The organism is Myxococcus xanthus (assembly GCF_013116825.1).
Classification (GTDB): Bacteria; Myxococcota; Myxococcia; order Myxococcales; family Myxococcaceae; genus Myxococcus; species Myxococcus xanthus_B.
Map to the genome: position 1 here is coordinate 1 of NZ_JABFNS010000103.1, position 16,503 is coordinate 16,503.

General features: G+C 69.5%; 13 protein-coding genes. 7 read left to right on the forward strand and 6 right to left on the reverse strand.

Annotated elements, in window-relative coordinates; translation table 11 throughout:
* The coding region (locus HNV26_RS26115) for a hypothetical protein (protein ID WP_216612721.1) at positions 1-1,145 on the forward strand (1,145 nt) is incomplete at its 5' end.
* Here the strand turns inward: HNV26_RS26115 and HNV26_RS26120 are convergent.
* From HNV26_RS26120 to HNV26_RS26130, 3 genes are all read right to left on the reverse strand, one after another.
* Positions 1,142-1,921 carry a MerR family transcriptional regulator gene (locus HNV26_RS26120; protein ID WP_171443645.1) on the reverse strand — a complete coding sequence of 260 codons (780 nt, stop codon included), beginning with the start codon at positions 1,919-1,921 and terminating at the stop codon, positions 1,142-1,144. The two genes, HNV26_RS26115 and HNV26_RS26120, sit on opposite strands and share 4 nt — an antisense overlap.
* 178 nt (positions 1,922-2,099) lie before the next feature.
* Positions 2,100-2,357: a hypothetical protein gene (locus tag HNV26_RS26125; protein ID WP_026114034.1), complete on the reverse strand. Its 258-nt coding sequence runs from the start codon at positions 2,355-2,357 to the stop codon at positions 2,100-2,102.
* 164 nt (positions 2,358-2,521) lie between these two features.
* Positions 2,522-5,365: a fused MFS/spermidine synthase gene (locus HNV26_RS26130; protein WP_495525096.1), complete on the reverse strand. Its 2,844-nt coding sequence runs from the start codon at positions 5,363-5,365 to the stop codon at positions 2,522-2,524.
* 77 nt (positions 5,366-5,442) lie between these two features.
* Here HNV26_RS26130 and HNV26_RS26135 point away from each other — a divergent pair, with 77 nt between their 5' ends.
* The 4 genes from HNV26_RS26135 to HNV26_RS26150 all read left to right on the forward strand — a co-directional run bounded on the left by HNV26_RS26135 (position 5,443) and on the right by HNV26_RS26150 (position 9,610).
* Complete coding sequence (locus HNV26_RS26135; protein WP_366816973.1) at positions 5,443-6,417, forward strand: sensor histidine kinase; 975 nt, start codon at positions 5,443-5,445, stop codon at positions 6,415-6,417.
* A 7-nt stretch (positions 6,418-6,424) separates the two neighbouring features.
* A complete protein-coding gene (locus HNV26_RS26140) occupies positions 6,425-7,888 on the forward strand; it encodes a sigma-54-dependent transcriptional regulator (RefSeq protein ID WP_171443648.1) in 1,464 nt (487 codons plus the stop codon).
* A gap of 273 nt (positions 7,889-8,161) precedes the next feature.
* Positions 8,162-8,908 (forward strand): Crp/Fnr family transcriptional regulator MrpC, encoded by a 747-nt coding sequence (gene mrpC / locus HNV26_RS26145; protein WP_002634092.1) that lies wholly within the window; start codon positions 8,162-8,164, stop codon positions 8,906-8,908.
* A gap of 123 nt (positions 8,909-9,031) precedes the next feature.
* Positions 9,032-9,610 carry an SMI1/KNR4 family protein gene (locus HNV26_RS26150; RefSeq protein ID WP_171443649.1) on the forward strand — a complete coding sequence of 193 codons (579 nt, stop codon included), beginning with the start codon at positions 9,032-9,034 and terminating at the stop codon, positions 9,608-9,610.
* Position 9,611: 1 nt separating this feature from the next.
* On the opposite strand, the gene HNV26_RS26155 is transcribed toward HNV26_RS26150, so the two are convergent.
* Together HNV26_RS26155 and HNV26_RS26160 are read right to left on the reverse strand one after the other, a co-directional pair.
* Positions 9,612-11,183: an aromatic amino acid hydroxylase gene (locus tag HNV26_RS26155; RefSeq protein WP_171443662.1), complete on the reverse strand. Its 1,572-nt coding sequence runs from the start codon at positions 11,181-11,183 to the stop codon at positions 9,612-9,614.
* 103 nt (positions 11,184-11,286) lie between these two features.
* A complete protein-coding gene (locus HNV26_RS26160) occupies positions 11,287-12,198 on the reverse strand; it encodes a LysR family transcriptional regulator (protein ID WP_436410063.1) in 912 nt (303 codons plus the stop codon).
* 104 nt (positions 12,199-12,302) lie between these two features.
* Between HNV26_RS26160 and HNV26_RS26165 the strand changes: the two genes are divergently transcribed.
* Positions 12,303-14,198 carry a sulfatase-like hydrolase/transferase gene (locus HNV26_RS26165; protein WP_253817047.1) on the forward strand — a complete coding sequence of 632 codons (1,896 nt, stop codon included), beginning with the start codon at positions 12,303-12,305 and terminating at the stop codon, positions 14,196-14,198.
* 45 nt (positions 14,199-14,243) lie between these two features.
* On the opposite strand, the gene HNV26_RS26170 is transcribed toward HNV26_RS26165, so the two are convergent.
* The gene (locus HNV26_RS26170; protein ID WP_253817048.1) at positions 14,244-14,399 is read right to left on the reverse strand and encodes a hypothetical protein; all 156 of its coding nucleotides are present in this window, start codon (positions 14,397-14,399) and stop codon (positions 14,244-14,246) included.
* Positions 14,400-14,770: 371 nt separating this feature from the next.
* Here HNV26_RS26170 and HNV26_RS26175 point away from each other — a divergent pair, with 371 nt between their 5' ends.
* Complete coding sequence (locus HNV26_RS26175) at positions 14,771-16,492, forward strand: HEAT repeat domain-containing protein (RefSeq protein ID WP_171443652.1); 1,722 nt, start codon at positions 14,771-14,773, stop codon at positions 16,490-16,492.
* Positions 16,493-16,503: the final 11 nt, after the last annotated feature.

Below are 16,503 nucleotides of genomic sequence, written 5' to 3' on the forward strand. Positions count from 1 at the left end.
ACCCCCCGTCCCCCGTGACGGCCCCCTCCCCGGGAGGGGCGCTGGCCTTCCGGGGCTTATGGCTCTTCTCACCGCGGGCGGATGCCCTCATCGTCGCCCTGCCCCTGGCCCTGGCCCTGTGCACGGCGGCCGCCAACGTCTGGCTCGCCCCGGGCGCCGCGGAAGGCGCGCACCGCCTTTCAGCCTGGACGGCGCAGAACCTGCTCGGAAACGCCACCCACGTCATCCTCACGTTCCTGCTCTTCGCGGTGCACCGGGACGTGCTGACGTCCGCCCCGGGCCAACCCCGGCAGGTGCTGGCGGGTTCGCTGGGCATGCTCGCGGTGGGCACGGTGCTCTTCTTCACCTTCTACGCGGAGCGCACGGCGCACACGTATGGCGTGGCGGTGATTTTCAACGTCTTCGGCACGCACCACACCCTGTCCCAGCACCGGGGCATCTGGTCACTCCACGGGCTGCGCGCGGGCAAGGCCGGCCTGCCCGGCGCGTCGGCGCTGGAGCGCAAGCTGCAACAGATGTACGTCCCGCTGCTGCTCACGCTGCTGCTGGTGCGCATCTTCTTCGTGCCGGAGGCCCCCGGGCCCGCTGCGCCGGCGTACCTCGACATTGGCCAGGGGGCGGTGCTCCCGCACGGCACGCTAGGGCTGCTGCTGGCGGTGTGGCTGGGCTACTTCATGCTGCTGTTCCGCACGGTGCTGCGCGCGGAGGCCGTCAGCGGGCCCAAGGTGCTCTACCTCCTGGCCATGGCGACGGCGACCGGGCTGGTGCTGGTGGCGCCCACCTGGGGCTACGTCATGCTGCCCGGCATGCACGGCCTGGAGTACTACATGCTCACCGCGCGGATGCTGGAGCCGCGCGAGGGTGACACGCCCCGGCTGCCGCGGAAGTTCATCGTCCCGGCGATGATTGCGTCCATGCTGCCCCTGTTGGCGCTGGGCGCGGTGCACGGCCTGCTCCAGCAGGGCGTGGTGCGCGGCGCGCTGGGCAGCAACATGGGCGTGGCGGAGACGCATCCCCTGCTGCGCGCCATGACGTCCCTGGGCTTCGCGGTGGTGCTGGCGCACTACTTCGCGGACGCGCTCATCTACCGCTTCCGGATTCCCTCCATCCGCGCGGTGATGCTGAAGCGGCTGGGCTTCAGCTAGCCGCAGGGAGCATCGGCGGCCCCCTGTCGCTCCGCGTTGGCCGCGAAGGCATCCCGCAGGAACAGCGACAGGCCCGGGCGCACCTTGTCGATGTTCTCCGTGAAGCGCGTATCCGCCACGTACATCTCCCCCAGGCCCCGGTGCATGGCGGCCGGGCACGCGTAGAACCACTTGCCCAGGTATTGCCGGTGCGCCTCGGCCAGGTCCATGGCCGCGGCCGACGCGGCGCTGGTGCCCGCCGCGAGCAGGTCCGCCAACGCCTGGAAGAGGGCGTCCCCCTCCTCCTTGATGCGCTTCCAGTCCTCCTTCTTGTAGCGCGCCGTCCTCCGGGCGGATTCCTTGTAGGCCTCCGTGTTTCCCCAGCGCTGCTTCGCCTCCTCCTCGTACTTCGAGGGGTCGAAGTCGCCAAAGGCCTCGAACATCGCGTCCTTGTCCACGTGCGTCCCCTTCTCCAGCGCGTCCAGCGCCGCGTCCACGGCATGCACCAGCGCGTCCAGACGGGCGGCCCGCTCCGTCAGGAGCTGCCGCTGCATCCGCAGCGCGGTGCGCAGGTCGAAGGTGGGGTCGCCCAGGATGCGGCGGATGTCCTCCAGCGGGAAGCCCAGCTCCTTGAAGAAGAGCACCTGCTGGAGCTTCTGGAGGTCCGCCTGTGAATAGAGCCGGTAGCCAGCCTCACTGCGGTCCGAAGGACACAACAGGCCCAGCTCGTCGTAGTGGTGCAACGCGCGGATGCTGATTTTCGCCAGCCGGGCGACCTGGCTCACCGTCAGGGCCATCTCCACCTCTTGATGATGAGGAGGTGTAGGGCCTCACGTCGCGTGAGGGTCAAGCCCCTGGGCGGGGGTGCTGCCACTTCCGGCCGGGCACCGGGCTGACGACTCAGCCCTCGGCCTCAGCCGCCCGAGAGGAGCCACCCGCACGAGGCAGGTACGGCTCCCCCCGGAAGGACACGGCTCAGTACGCGTTGTTCTGGCCGAACGTCTTGATGGTCTTCTTCTCCAGCTGGCGCTGACGCTCGGTGGCCTCGGAGTCGACGGAGGCGTTACCGGCCAGCGCGTCGGCGGAGGCGCCGAACAGCTTGCGGATGTTGTCGCCGAACAGGGTCACCACGCCGATGGCGGCGATCGCGATGAGGGCGACGATGATGATGTACTCGGTCATGCCCTGGCCACGAGCCTTGCGGAGCTGCTGCTTCTTCGAGATCGCCTTCATGGAACTCTCCGGGGATTGCAGTGGTGGAAAAAACACCCTGCTGCTTGGGTGATTCGCACCCTAGGGCAGATCCCACTTCCACCTCCATCGGTCATCGGGAGGATGCCAGGAATTCTCAGTGATTCCAGGCAATTGGCCCGATTGGGATGATCCAGCCCCCCATTTCAGGGGCCCCCGGGGGCGGCAACGGGCGTCTGGGCGGTGCCTTCGCAGCTCGAACGGGGCAGCGCCTCGCAGAGCGAGCGCAGCGCCCGGGCCAGATGTTCGTCGTCCGGGTGCCGGGACGCAACCTCGCGCCCCAGGGCCACGGTGTCGTGCAAGGCACCTACAGGCGTCCACATGGTGCGCGAAGCCCAGGTCCGAGCCGTCACCAGCCGGAGGTAGGCCGTCACCAGCGCGGGCTCACGTCCTCCCCGCGCCACCTCGGGCTCCAGGAGCGAGGCGGCCAGCGTCAAATCCTGCTGGGCCAACGCCGCCTTGCCCAGGGCCAGGGCGGACTCCGGGCTGTCGGGGGCCAGCCGCCGCCACTGCGCGGCCGCGCCGCGCACCATGGGGTCATTGGGCGCGTGGTAGCGCTCGATGTTCCGGTACAGCCCGGCGGCCTGCTCCGCGGTGGGCGGGTGCTGCTGGACGTAGTCGTGCAGGAAGAGGCGGTCCGCCCCTTCGGGCGCGCGCCGCTCGTCCTTCACGCGCACGTCCAGGTTCGACACGAAGAAGGCGATGGGCGACGCGTACTCCAGCAGGTTGTGGTCGTCCGTGTTGATGGGGCCCTCACCGGCGAACTCGAGCTGGCCGGCCTCGCTGTGCACCTGCTTGGACAGCAGCGCGAACACGTCGTTGATGCCCACGCGGGACAAGTCCTTCCGCACCTCCGGATGCCCCATGCGCTCGGCCAGGCGCGCCGCATCGAAGGCCAGGGGCTTGCGGCTGGCCACCATCACCAGGTCATGCGGCCCCAGCCACGTGGTGGCGTGCGGGAAGGTGTCTCGCAGGGTGCGGACCACCAGCTTGATGAGCTCCTCGTTGCTCTCGTAGGTGTGGATCCACTGCACCAGCACGCCGTCGTCCGCCAGGTGCCGGTCCACCGTCTGGAAGAAGTCCCGCGTGAAGAGGCCGGACACGCCGGACACCCACGGGTTGGACGGCACGCTCACCACCAGGTCGTACTTGCGCGGCGACAGCGCCATGAACGTCTTGGCGTCGTCCACGTGCACGTGGGTGCGCGGGTCATCCACCGCGTTGCGGTTGTCCGCCTTGAACAGGCGCGCCGCGTCGATGACGGCGGGAGCAATCTCCACCATGTCCAGGTGCTCCACGGGGTGCACCAGCACGCTGCCCGCGGTGATGGCCGCGCCGGCGCCCACCAGCAGCACCGTCTTGGGCTCGCGCGGGTGCAGCAGCGCGCCCAGGTGACCGGCCACCACCTGCGTCTCCACGTCGCTCCCGTTGGACGCGTCCACCTTCCCGTTGAGCTTCATGAACCGCAGGTTGTCCACGGGAACGTCCGCCACCATCACCGTGGCGAAGGTGTCGTCCTGGTAGAAGATGGGGCGGATGAGGGCCTCCGTCTCCGCCACCAGCTTCGCGTAGCTCTCCGGCGGCTTCTCGTGGGAGCGGATGGAGGCGATACCCGACAACCGCACCGCCCAGCCGCTCATCCCGCCCAGCACCACCAGCGCCAGCACCGCCGTGGCGGCCACCGGCCACAAGGCGCGCGCATGCTGCGCGGGACGGCCGGGGGCCGCGTGGAAGGCCAGCCCCGCGCCGAGCAGGTTGGCCGCCACGCCCGCGATGAAGTTGCCCTCCATGCCCCACCACGGCATCAGCACCAGCACGCCCAGCGCCGACCCCGTAATCGTGCCCACCGTGTTCCACAAGTAGACGCCGCCCAGCTGGCGCCCCACCTCGGACACCTTGGCCGTGGCCACGCGCGCCGCCGCCGGGAAGGCCGCGCCCATGAAGAAGGTGGGAACCAGCAGCACCAGGCAGCAGAACCCGAAGGTCAGCACCTGGAACAGCGGCCAGGTGTCCAGCGAGCGCGTCATCATCCACTGCGCCTTGCGGAACAGGTGCGGCAGCCGGACGTAGAGCGGCAGCGCCACGCAGATGCTGGCCACCAGCGCGACCTGGAGCCGGCCGAACAGGCGCAGCGAGTCCACCTGGCCCTTGCGCGTCATCAGCCAGAAGCTGCCCAGGCCGATGCCCATGATGAACGCGGTGAGGATGAGCGTGAAGGCGTAGGTGGACGCGCCCAGGACGATGGACAGCAGGCGGATCCACGTCACCTGGTACAGCATGGACGTGAAGCCGGACAGCAGCACGCCGATGAGGGCCGCCCTCACCGCGATGCGCGGATAGGACACCTCCGCGTCGCCCGCTTCCACGGGAGGCGTCTGCCCTGGCACCAGCGCGGGCGGGAAGCGCCGGGCCAGCCCCAGCGAGGCCAGCGCCACCAGGATGTTGAGCCCCGCGGCCAGCCCCGCCGAGGAGGACAGGCCGATGGCGGGCACCAGCTTCGTCCCGGCGATGAACACCCCCACCGCCGCGCCCAGACTGTTGACGGCGTAGAGCCGCGCCAACTCGTAGCGCACCCCCGACAGGCTGGAGGCGAAGTGCCGCACCAGCGCCGGCAGCGTGCCGCCCATCAGCAGCGTGGGAATCAGCAGCGACGCCGAGGAGACCAGCAGCCGGGGCCCCAGTCGCCAGCCATCCGGCACGGACGGGGCCACGTTCAGCCACAGCGCCCCCAGCACGTCGAGCACATAGGGGAAGGCCAGCGCGTACAGGCCCACGCCCAGCTCCAGCAGGCCGTAAAGGGCCAGGGGGCTCTTTGCCCGGTCGGCTGTCCGCCCGAAGACAAATGCCCCCAGCGCTTGCCCGCCCATGAACGTGGCGAGCACCACGGCATGCGCCTGGCCGCTGTTCCCCAGGACATTCCCGAGGTACTTGGACCAGACGAGTTCGTAGACGAGCGCAGTGCCCCCGGACAGGAAGAGGAGGCAGGCCACAAGGTTCTTAGGAAAACGCGCCGGAGATGACATGGGGACAGCGCGGAACCTTAGTCGGTATGTTTCAGGCCCATCAAATGAACACCCATCTCCTGCAAGCCGCGATGCTCGCCTGGAATCCAAGCCTGCGGGTGACACGCGCCGAAGGCGACCTCTCCAGCATCCTGCGGCGCCCCGCCGAGGCCCTGGTGGAGCAGCCGCTCCACGAGGTCCTCGGCGTGTCGCCCAAGCGCGCCCGTGAGCTGGACGCCCGCGCCCGCGAGGACCGCCGCGCGGTGGAGTTCGTCTCCGCCAACCTCGGCGGCGAGGACGCGTGCCCCCTCCGCCTGTCCCTGGGACTGGACGACGGCGAGGCCAGCGCCACCGTGCTGGACCTCAACGCCGTGCTGGATGGCGCCCCCCCGGTGCAGATTTCACGGCTGTCCTCCTCGCTCAGCCACGAGATTCGCAACCCCCTCTCCTCGGTGAAGATGGCGGTGCAGACGCTGGCCCGGAACACCGGCCTCAATGACCGGGACAAGCGGCGGCTCACCATCGCCAACCGGGAGATTCGCACCATGGAGCGCATGCTCTGGCTCCTCTCCGAATACGGCCGCGACACCACCCCGAAGCTGGACGCCCATCCGCTGCGCGGCGTGGTGCAGGAGGCCACGGAGATGGTGGCCCCCGAGTTGGCCGAGCGGCGCGTGGAGGTCCGCGTGGACGAGGAGCCCGACCTGCCCCGCGTCCGGGTGGACCCGACGCGGCTGCGGCCCGTGCTGGCCCAGGTGCTGCTCAACGTCGCCATGGGCCAGGCGGAGGGCAGCCCGATGGAGGTGGCCCTGCGCCGGGGTGGCCCCCACCAGGTGATGATGGTGCTCCACGACCCCGCCGCCGCCCTGCCCCCCGAGGAGAACGGTTCGCTCTTCGAGCCCTTCGGCTCCCGGCTGGCCCGGGGCGCCGGTCTGTCCCTGGCCGCCCTGCGCCGGGTGATGACGGGCGTGGGGGGGGACGTGGCCGCCCGGGGCAGCGCCGAGCCGGGCGTGGTGCTGACGCTGACGTTCGCCACTTGAGAGCGCCATGGAGACCCTTCTCATCGTCGACGACGACGTCTCACTCCTCGAAACGCTGAAGATGCACTTCGAGGAGATCGAGCAGGACGGCCAGCCCCGCTACCAGGTGGCCACCGCCACCAGCGCCGCGGCGGGACTGCGCGCCGCCCAGGAGGCCATGCCCAGCGTGGTCATCCTCGACATGATGCTCCCGGACCGCACCGGTCTGGAAATCATCGAGGAGATGAAGGGCCTGTGCGGGGACGCGCGCATCATCCTGGTCACCGCGTACCACGACATGGAGACCACCATCCGGGCCATGAAGGCCGGGGCGTTCGACTACATCCACAAGCCCTTCCCGGACCCGGCCGCCCTGGACCTGGTGGTGGAGCGCGCGCTGGAGTACCGCCAGCTGTCGCGCCGCGCGGACGAGGTCCACCGTGAGAATGCCGCCGCCCGCCTGGGCGACATCGTGGGCACCAGCCCGCTGATGCAGCAACTGGTGAAGGAGATTGGAAAGGTCACCGGCAGCCACGCCACCGTGCTGATTACGGGCGAGAGCGGCACCGGCAAGGAGCTCATCGCCCGCGTCATCCACAACTACTCCTACGACGAGCCCCGGCCCTTCATCGGAATCAACTGTTCGGCCATCGTCGACACGCTGCTGGAGAGCGAGCTCTTCGGCCACGAGAAGGGCGCCTTCACCGGCGCCACGGCGGGCAAGCCGGGCAAGTTCGAGCTGGCCGAGGACGGCACGGTGTTCCTGGACGAGATTGGCGACATGTCGCTGATGCTCCAGGCCAAGCTCCTGCGCGTGCTGCAGGAGCGCGAGTTCGAGCGCGTGGGCGGCGTCAAACGCATCAAGCTGCGCGCCCGCGTCATCGCCGCCACCCACCGCGCCCTGGTGGAGGAGGTGGAGGCCGGCCGCTTCCGCGAGGACCTCTACCAACGCCTCAAGGTCATCACCCTCCAGATTCCCCCGCTGCGCGAGCGGCGCGAGGACATCCCCCCGCTGGTGAAGCACCTGCTCGAGCGCATCAACGAGAAGGTCCACAAGCGCGTCACCCGCGTACCCGGCGAGGTCATGGAGCGCCTCACCCGCCTGCCCTGGCGTGGCAACGTGCGCGAACTGGAGAACGTGCTCACCCGCGCCGTGGTGCTGGCCCCCGGTGACGTCCTGCGCGGAGACGACCTGCCCGCCCTGGAGTCTCCCCTCCCCTCGCCGGAGCCGGGCCGGGCCACCTCCGCCCACACCGCCAGCGCCATGTTCGCCGCGCCGGCCGAGGACGACGCCAGCCTGATTCCCACTTTGGAAGAGGCCGAGCGCCAGCTCATCGCCCGTGCGATGACCGTCACCAAAGGGCACAAGGGTCGCACCTGCCAGATTCTTGGAATCAGCCGCCCCACCCTGGAGCGCAAGCTCCAGAAGTACGGTCTTGCACAGAGCCAGAGCCCTCAAGTGCACACCTTCCCTGTGAAGGATGCGTCGTGAGCACTCTTGGACAGTGTCACTGCTCCGACACTCATGCCCCCGGTTTGAACGTTTCGTTCAAATTGATCAGACTGTTTGAACGTTCTGTTTCAGGTTTTGGACACAGAACGGGCGCTGGTGCGGGCCTGTAGCGCTAAGTACCCGGCATTTCAGGAGGTGTTGTCCCGGCGGCATTTCAATTCCCGCTGGCACGAACCTTGGAGAAGGAAAGTCCCGTTCGCCGCTGAAGCAGACGGCCCGACTTCCCTACGTTTCCTTCCCAGGAGTAATGCCATGCACGGTTTCAACCGCCCCCTCGGCCCCATCGGTTCCAACGTCGTGGCGCCGCTGCAGACGACCAGCTCCGGGATGATGGTCACCGCCAACAAGCTGGTGCCCGGCCAGGAGGCCATCGACTTCAAGGGCTACTTCAAGGTCGAGTCCTTCCCGCACAACTCGACCATCTACCGCCCCGGTGACAACACCGACCGTGTCTACCTGCTGAAGTCCGGCCGCGTGCGGCTGATGCGCATCGGCAAGAACAGCACCCGCTCCGTGGTGTCCATCCTCCGCCCGGGCGACCTCTTCGGCGAGCTGTTCCGCCCCGAGGGCACGCCGATTGAGGAGATGGCCATCGCCGCCGGTGAGGCCGAGGTCTGGAGCATCGAGGGCCGCGACTTCCGCGCCCAGTTGGAGGCCCGTCCGGCCCTGGCGGTGGACGTGGTCCGCGCCTACGCCGAGCGCGTGCGCGCCCTCCGCAAGCGCGTGCTGGGCCTGACGTTCAAGGAGGTTCCGGCCCGCCTGGCGGACACCCTGCTCACCCTGGTTGAAGCGCACGGCGAGCGCTGCCCGCACGGTGGAGAGACGGACCTGCGCGGCATCACCCAGCAGGACCTCGCGGACCTCGTGGGCGCCTCCCGCTCCTTCGTGTCCACGCTCATCAATGAGATGAAGCGCGAGGGTGTGCTCGGCAACGTCGGCCGCATCCTCTGCGTGCGTGACCAGAAGGCCCTGCGGAAGATCGCCGGCAAGGAGAAGTAGTCCGCGCGCCCGCGGCGAACGGGCAGCAGGACACCCGACGGGCCTGACCATGCGCATGCCGCGTGGCCGGGCCCGTGGTGTTTCCAGCGAACGCGCGCCCCCGGTGTGCGTAGGATGGCGCGCATGTCCCGCGCCATTGATTCCATCCTCGCGCTCCAGGAACGCCTGAAGCACGAGACAACGCTCCCGCTCCGCTCCGTGTCACTCACGCCGGTGGCCGCCCAGGACCTCCACGTCCTGGAGTCCTCGCTGGGCGCGCTGCTTCCCCAGGCCTACCTCGACTTCATCTCCCAGCACGGCCTGCTGTCCGCGGTGGACTGGCAGGGACATGAGCGCGCCCGGATGTTGAGCCCCACCGAGGTGCTGGAGACGCTCCAGTGGTCCAAGGAGTACGTCGAGGAGGGCGCCTTCGGCGACAACGAGGACGAACTGGAAGCCGCCATCCTCGAGAAGAAGCTCCGCGAGCGGCTCATCCCCTTCCAGTACATCGCCTCCACGAACGTGAGCGACTACTACTACTTCGACACGGGGATGCGTCGCGACGCCGGGCTGCTCATCTTCCCGGCGCGCCACGACGACTTCGACCTGTCGACGTGGCTGCTGGACGGGGAGCCCGACGTCTCGGGCTGCACCTTCGACTTCGACGAACACCTGCGCTGGGTCCTCCGGGAGGGCCTGGAGGAGAAGGACTGGGGGCGCTGACTCAGACGCGGCGGCGCAGCTCTTCCACTTCGGCGCGAAGCAGCCAGTCGTCCGGGAAGTCCGTGGCTGCCGCGGCAATCTGGCTCAGCCGCTCGGGCTTCACGGAGTGCGTCTCCCGCATCTTCCGGACCTCGCGGTAGAGGGCGGCCAGCGCCGGGTGCAGCGCCAGGGCCTTGCGTGCGCGGGCCTTCTCCTCGCCATCCCCTTCCGAGAAGGCACTCAGCTCGCCGTACCAGCGGTCCCACGTCGCTGGATCCGCAGGCCCCCCCGCCACCGAGGGCAGGTGCGTGCTGACGAAGAGCTTCGCCACCGCGGGCAGCGCCAGCTCGCGCCCCGCCAACCGGCCGCGCAGCGCCAGCACCTGGCCACCGTCCGTGGCGAAGCCCTCCAGCTCCAGCCCACTCTCCAGCGACAGCTTGAAGGGCCCGCGCTCCGGCAACGCCCCCGCGCCGAACGCCACCAACGCCGGCCCGCTCCACGGCTTGTCGTCCAGGGAGCGCCCGCCGCGTGAGGCCATGATGGGCCCCTCCAGGCAGACGAGCGCGGTGCCCAGCCCCGGCGCCACCTCGCGCGGCGCGGCCAGCATCTCCAGCACCCGGCCCGTCACCTCGCGGCCGTCCGCCAGCACCAGGTGATTGACGGTCCGCGCGCGCAGCGCCTCCGTCAGGCCGAAGTCGCCGCCCCGCTTCCACGACAGCGTGGACTCGAACTCCGCCAGCACCTCGAACAGGTGCTCGAAGTCCCGCGCCACGAAGAGCTGCGGCTGCATGCGGGTGATGTCGTAGTCCATGTCCGCGCAGGCCACGCTCAGCGGCAGCTTCCTCACCGCCGGCGTCAGGCAGTGCTGCGCCTCGCCGATGCTGGACAGCAGCCCCGCGCCGTAGATACGCGGCGACGCCACGCTCCCGATGAGGCCATACTCCGCCGTCCACCAGTAGAGGCGGCTCGCCCGCGTGCTCTCGCTGACGTAGCGGCGGCTCGCGCTGGCGGCCTCCAGCCGGGCCTGCGCGTGCGCCGCCTCCTCCTCGCTGGCGTCCGGGTCCTCCTTCACCACCGACAGGTTCCGGATGGCCTCGAAGACGGCCTGGTCCTCCACGCTGGCAATGGCCTTGAACCCCACCAGCCCACATGCCTTGAGGTACTCCGCGTAGCGGCGGTTGGCGATGATGGGCGCGTGCCCGGCGCTCTCATGGACGATGTCCGGCGCCGGCGTGTACTCGATGTGCTCGTGGGTGCGGATGTCCGCGGCAATCGCCAGGACGCCCATCGCCTGGAGTTCCGTGAAGACGGCGGGAGGAATGAAGCCACGCACCCCCACACAGGCCCACCCCAGGCGAGCGAGCTTCTCGTTCATCTCATCCAGACTGGGGATGCACTCCGAACCGATGCCCGTGGCCTCCAGGCCCTCCAGGTAGACGGGGTGCGCCTTGTCCGCCAGGTGGCCCCTCAAGGAGCCCAGGATGTTCCGCCACACGGCCTGGTCCCGCGACGTATACGCCGCGTAGTCCTGGCTCACCACGTAGCGACGCAGATGAGCAGGCAGGCGGGCAATCGTCCGTTCCGTGGGAGTCATATTCATTCACCTCAGGCGGATTCTTCTACTTTTTGAAGATATCCCTTCTCTGTGCGAACGGAAATCCGTCAGAAATCGACGTCTTCGTCGTTTTAACGTCGAACTAACCTGGCTTGCGGCGAAGTCCATCCAATACCAACCGGGCGCCGGGACTGAGCGCTCCCGAAGGCCACAAGGCCACCACCTCGACCGCCTGGGGCTCCTCTTCCAAGAGGGGCCACGCATGGAGGTCTGGTGGAAACGGGTGCATGGGGCGCAGGTCCGGAGTGATGGAGCAGGCGCGGAACGCGCGCAGCAATTCGTAGAGGAGGAGGAAGCTCTCCGCGCGCCCCACTTCATCCACCGTCACGCCGTGGGCGGCGAAGCGGGCGCTGTTGGCGCCGCCGTAGGGGTCATCACGCAGCCAGTCCACGAAGCGCTGCCCCTCCAGGTCCTTCACGCGCAGCGACTTCCGGGACGCGGCCTGCCGCGCGAGCGCGTTGTCCGGCCCGGCGAGCACGACGAAGGGCATGCGCAGCAGTGACTCCGACTCCACGCCTTCATGGGTGGGCAGGGGCGTGAAGTCGAGCGCCAGGTCGAGCTGCCGCGTCTGCACCTGGCGCGTCAGCTCGTGGGGCCCTCCGAAGCTGAGCACCAGCTTGAGGTCCGCGGCGGCGGCGTCCCTCGCCACGGCCCCCACCAGGGACAAGGACAGCGTCGGGTTGAGGCCCAGCCGCACCACGGGCTCGGCGCTGGCCAGGTCGCGCAGCCGCTTCATGTCCAGTTGATGCAGCGGCGTCTGGGTGCCCGCGAAGAGCCGCTCCCCCCGGGCCGTGAGCTGCAGGCGACGGCCAGGCCCGCGCTCCAACAACGGCGCACCCTCCGCCAGCGCCAGCTCCAGCGAGCGAACGTGCTCGCTCACCACCGAGCGCGCCACGCCCAGGTGCTCCGCGGCCGCCTCGATGCTGCCCGCCTCCACGGCGGCGGCGAAGGACTCCAACCAGACGAGGTGCCGAACGAGCTTGCGCGGAGGCATGAGCAGCATCCTTGCACGCCACCATCAGCGGGACGCGCTTCCGGACTTCATTGATGCTTGCGAAGTTCCGGCATCCGGAATAGCTGCGCCGAGCAATGTCACGGATGTCTGAAGCGGCGTCCACCGCAGCCGCCATTTTCCGCCAGCGCTTCGAAGCAGCCCGGCCCTACCTGAGTACCGCGCTGACCTGGTGCGTGCTCCACGGGCTCGTCGCACTGCTGTACTTCGGCGGCGCGCTGCGCGTGGCCGTGGAGCGGCTGGCGCCGGGGCTCCGCCCCCTCCTGCTCGCGGGGAGCTTCGCCCAGGCGTTGTTCCTGGGGCTGGTGGCCTTTCTTGGAACCCTCCCCCTGGCCTTCCTGCTCGGCCATCGCTACCGCTTCGCGCTCCCGGTGCTGACAGCGGTGGGCGGCGTACTGCTCGGGCTGGACGCGCTGGTGCTCAACTCACTGGGCTTCCACATCAACGGCCTGGTGCTGGCGGTGGCGCTCCAGCCACATGCCCTGGCGGAGACGGGGCTGTCTTCGTCGGAGGTGGCGCTGTTGGCCGGGGCGATGGTGGTCATCCTCACGCTCGACACGGCGGCGGGCATCTGGTTCCTGCGCCGGGGCTTTGGCCCTCGCCGGGTGGCGCGCACGGTGGTGCTGCTGACGGCCCTGTGCACCACCGAGCGGCTGGTCACCGCGTCCCTCGTTTTCGCCCACGGCGGCGCCGTGCAGCACGCCACCACCACCCTGCCCCTCCAGGCACCGGTGCGGATGAACACCCTCCTCTCGCGCATCACAGGCAAGGCGCCCGCGTCCGGCCTGCGCCTGGGCGTGAGCCCCGAGGCGGGCGTGCCCGCGGCGAGCATCGACCCCGCGGAGGTGCGCTTCACCCGCCGTCCCGACATCGTCGTCGTCCTGGTGGAGAGCCTGCGTGACGACTTCTTCACCGCCGACATCATGCCGAACATGTGGCGCAGGGCGCAGAGCGGCACGCGCTTCCTGCATCACCACAGCGCGGCCAGCTCCACGGACTACTCGCTGTTCAGCATGTTCTTCGGGCTGGAGGCCCAGCGCCGCAATGCCGTGGTGGGCGCGGGCCGCACGCCCCTCCTCTTCCCCGCGCTGGCCCGCAATGGCTACCAGCAGTTCTTCTTCGCCGCGTCCTCCGTTGACTGGATGGGCCTCAAGGACACCGTCTTCCGCGACGTGACGGGAGGTCTGCGCACGGACTACACGGGCCGCAGCCACCTGCGGGACGAAGCCATGGTCCGCGACGCGCTGGCGGCCGTGGAGGCCACGCCTCAGGACACGCCGCTGTTCCTGTTCGTGTTCTTCGCCGGCACGCACTTCGACTACGACTACCCACCGCGCTCCGACGTCTTCTCGCCCGCCTGGAATGGCAAGGGCGGGCTCTCCACCGCGCGAGTGCCTCCCGAGCACCTCAAGGCCCGCGCATGGAACTCGGCCTACGAAGTGGACACCAAGGTCGAAGAGCTGCTGGCGCGCATCGAAAGCCTGCGCGGCACGCGGCCGCTGATTCTCTTCACCGGCGACCATGGCGAGGAGTTCCGTGAGCACGGCCGCGTAGGCCATGCCAGCGACGTGACGGCCTCCCAGCTTCACGTGCCCATGCTCGTGTTCGACGACCAGCTTCCCGTGGGCCAGGTCGACGCCGTCACCGGACACATCGACGTGGTGTCCACGCTCTTCGACCTGCTGGGCGACACGCACAGCCCGGCGATGCTGGGTGACGGCCTTCCGATGACCCGGCCGGACCCGCAGCGGTACCTCCTCACCACCGTGGGCTGGGAGGCGCGTTACGCGCTCATCGGCAAGGAGCTGAAGGTCCATTTCGGCGCGGGGCGACCTGGCACTGTCATCACCGACCTGCACGACCGCCCCCTGGCCGATGGCAAGGAGCGCCTCGCCGCCGAGGCCCCCCGCATCCTCCGCCGCCTGAGAGGCACGTCGGAGTCGACGCTTCCCGACTCCGCCACGGCCACGGACACGCCCTGACGGTACCTCGCGGCAGGCCCTGGGGCGGTGCTCACACGCGCCGCTTCAGAACCGGAGCTTCACGCCCAGGGCCAGCGTGAAGAGTTCGACGTTCACGGTGGAGGGATTGCGGACGAACTGCACCAGCCGGTCGTCGGTGGCGACGAGCTCGAAGTACCCCTCCATGAACCGCAGGTTCAACGCCTCCACCGGGCGCCCCACGCTGGCCCCCAGCAGCAGCGCGGGCCGGATGACGGTGCGGAACCAGTAATAGCCCCGTTCGTATCGGCTGGGCAGGCCCGCGTCGGCTCCGCTCCGGACAACCGCTTGAGCGAGCGTGCATGCAAGTCCCGGTGGGGCCCGCGGAGTTCATAGGGGTGGAACTCGAAGGCGCCACAGCCCGCGCATACCAGTAGCAATGTCACCCAGACGCGCACGGACGCACGCTAACGTCGGCCTCCCGATGCTTCCATGGAGTGTGACGCCGGACTCAGGAGCACGCGGCGACAAGGAGCAGCCATTCTCACGCGCCATATGAACCAGCCTCAGGCGTCCTCCAGCGGCCTTCTCGCTTCGCGCATGAGGGCGGTGCCGTGAACGCACCTCTGTCGACAGGGGAGCTGCTGCATTGGGTGGCCACGAAGCCCACCCGGAGCACTCGGGAAGACCTCGACGCACTGCTCGCGCGAGCGGACTTCACACAGGTCGCCCAGGACGTCCTGGTGTCGGGTCCCCCTTCCGAGAAGACGACGGCCTTGCGAGTGCTCCGGGAGTTGGTGACGCCCGAAGCCCATGCCCTGGCCCGGCTCGCGCTTCGCGACGAAGCGGCTGACGTCCGGGCCCTGGCGGCTCGGGTGCTGGCGAGCGCACAGGACGCCGCGGACTGGCGGAGCCTCCAGGAGGCGCTGGATGATGCCGAGCCCTCCGTGCAGCACGCCGTCATGGACTCGCTCGCGAGGATGAACCCGGCGGCCGCGAGCGGCCTCTTCCTCGAACGCTTCGAACGTGCCCCGGAGGCGGAGAAGCTGAGCGCGCTCGCCACCGCGCAACGGCTGGGGCTCCCCGAATCCGGTGCCCTGGCTCGGCGCGGCCTGGCTTCGGCCTCCTCCACCATCAGGACCGCGGCGGTTGCCCTGCTCGCGCGAGAAGGCGAGGCGACAGAGGGCCTGCTCATCCAAGCCCTCACGGATGCCGCCGAAGACGTGCAACTCGCAGCCCTTCGCGCGCTGTCCCGTCGCGCACACGTGCCCGCCAGCGTCTTCGTCCCGCTGCTTTCCGCGTCGTCCCCGATACAGGTCCGCGAACAGGCGCTTCAGTCGCTCGTCCTGCTTGGCGACGCCAGAGCTTGCGAACCCATCTGCCAGCTCCTGACCGCCCCTGATTCTTCGCTCCGCAGAAGAGCGATTCTCGCCACTGCACGGCTCGGCTGCTCCGGTGCGACGCGCGCCCTCCTGGAGATGCTGGCCCGGACACGCGACGAAGATGAACGGGCGGACCTCGTCACCGCGCTCGGTCGACTCGGTGGACCCGAGGCATGGGCGGCGCTTCGCCAGGCGCTGTCGGATGAATTCCTCCGCGTCAGGCGCGCCGCCATCTCCGCATGGACCTCGGACGCCGCACCGCCAGACGCAACCCCGGTGCTGCTGGAGCGCCTGCGAGGTGCCCCCGACATAGAAACGCGGAAGGCCGTTGCCCTGGCCCTCTTGAACAGCCGCCCGGAGGTGGCCCACCGCGCCCTGCGGATTGCGCTCGAGGACTCCGCGCCCGAGGTCCGGCGGATGGCCGTGCGAGCCCTGGGCCTCGACGCCAGCCCAGAGGCCCTTCAAATCCTCCGCGACCATCAAGCCACCGAACGTGAGCCGAACGTTCTGCGGCACCTGGACGCGGCGCTCGAACGACAGCAAACCCCTGGTGTCCCCCCCATTGGGGCGGCCTCGCCCGCCGAGCGGCTCCTCTTCGACCCGGCGCGAACGGAACAGAGCGTGGCGCAGTGGGTCGCGGACCCCGAACGCTACCCCGCGACCGAGCGCTTCTACTTCTACGAAGGCGGACACCTGGAGCGACTGGGCACCGACGGCCGGCTCCACGCGTTTCAGTACACCGCTCTCGGAGACCAACTCCGCATCCAACCCGAGGGCGCCCCCGACCGAAGCACGACATTCACCGTGACGCCCGAGCCGCCAGCCTCCAACGGCGTGCCACGCCGCTTCCGCCTGGAGCTGGCCCGGGACGTCCTCTCCGGCACGGACACGCCACGAACGCTGCACTTCATCGAGCCCGCACCAGCCGCCCCGGAGCCGGGCGACAGCGACTGACCCGTCGGCCC

What these genes read in the sequence shown, in the direction of transcription:
- HNV26_RS26120 (WP_171443645.1), bottom strand. Translation starts at nt 1,921, where the DNA reads ATGGCCCTGACGGTGAGCCAGGTCGCCCGGCTGGCGAAAATCAGCATC.
- HNV26_RS26125 (WP_026114034.1), bottom strand. Translation starts at nt 2,357, where the DNA reads ATGAAGGCGATCTCGAAGAAGCAGCAGCTCCGCAAGGCTCGTGGCCAG.
- HNV26_RS26135 (WP_366816973.1), top strand. Translation starts at nt 5,443, where the DNA reads ATGAACACCCATCTCCTGCAAGCCGCGATGCTCGCCTGGAATCCAAGC.
- HNV26_RS26140 (WP_171443648.1), top strand. Translation starts at nt 6,425, where the DNA reads ATGGAGACCCTTCTCATCGTCGACGACGACGTCTCACTCCTCGAAACG.
- mrpC (WP_002634092.1), top strand. Translation starts at nt 8,162, where the DNA reads ATGCACGGTTTCAACCGCCCCCTCGGCCCCATCGGTTCCAACGTCGTG.
- HNV26_RS26150 (WP_171443649.1), top strand. Translation starts at nt 9,032, where the DNA reads ATGTCCCGCGCCATTGATTCCATCCTCGCGCTCCAGGAACGCCTGAAG.
- HNV26_RS26155 (WP_171443662.1), bottom strand. Translation starts at nt 11,183, where the DNA reads ATGACTCCCACGGAACGGACGATTGCCCGCCTGCCTGCTCATCTGCGT.
- HNV26_RS26160 (WP_436410063.1), bottom strand. Translation starts at nt 12,198, where the DNA reads ATGCCTCCGCGCAAGCTCGTTCGGCACCTCGTCTGGTTGGAGTCCTTC.
- HNV26_RS26165 (WP_253817047.1), top strand. Translation starts at nt 12,303, where the DNA reads ATGTCTGAAGCGGCGTCCACCGCAGCCGCCATTTTCCGCCAGCGCTTC.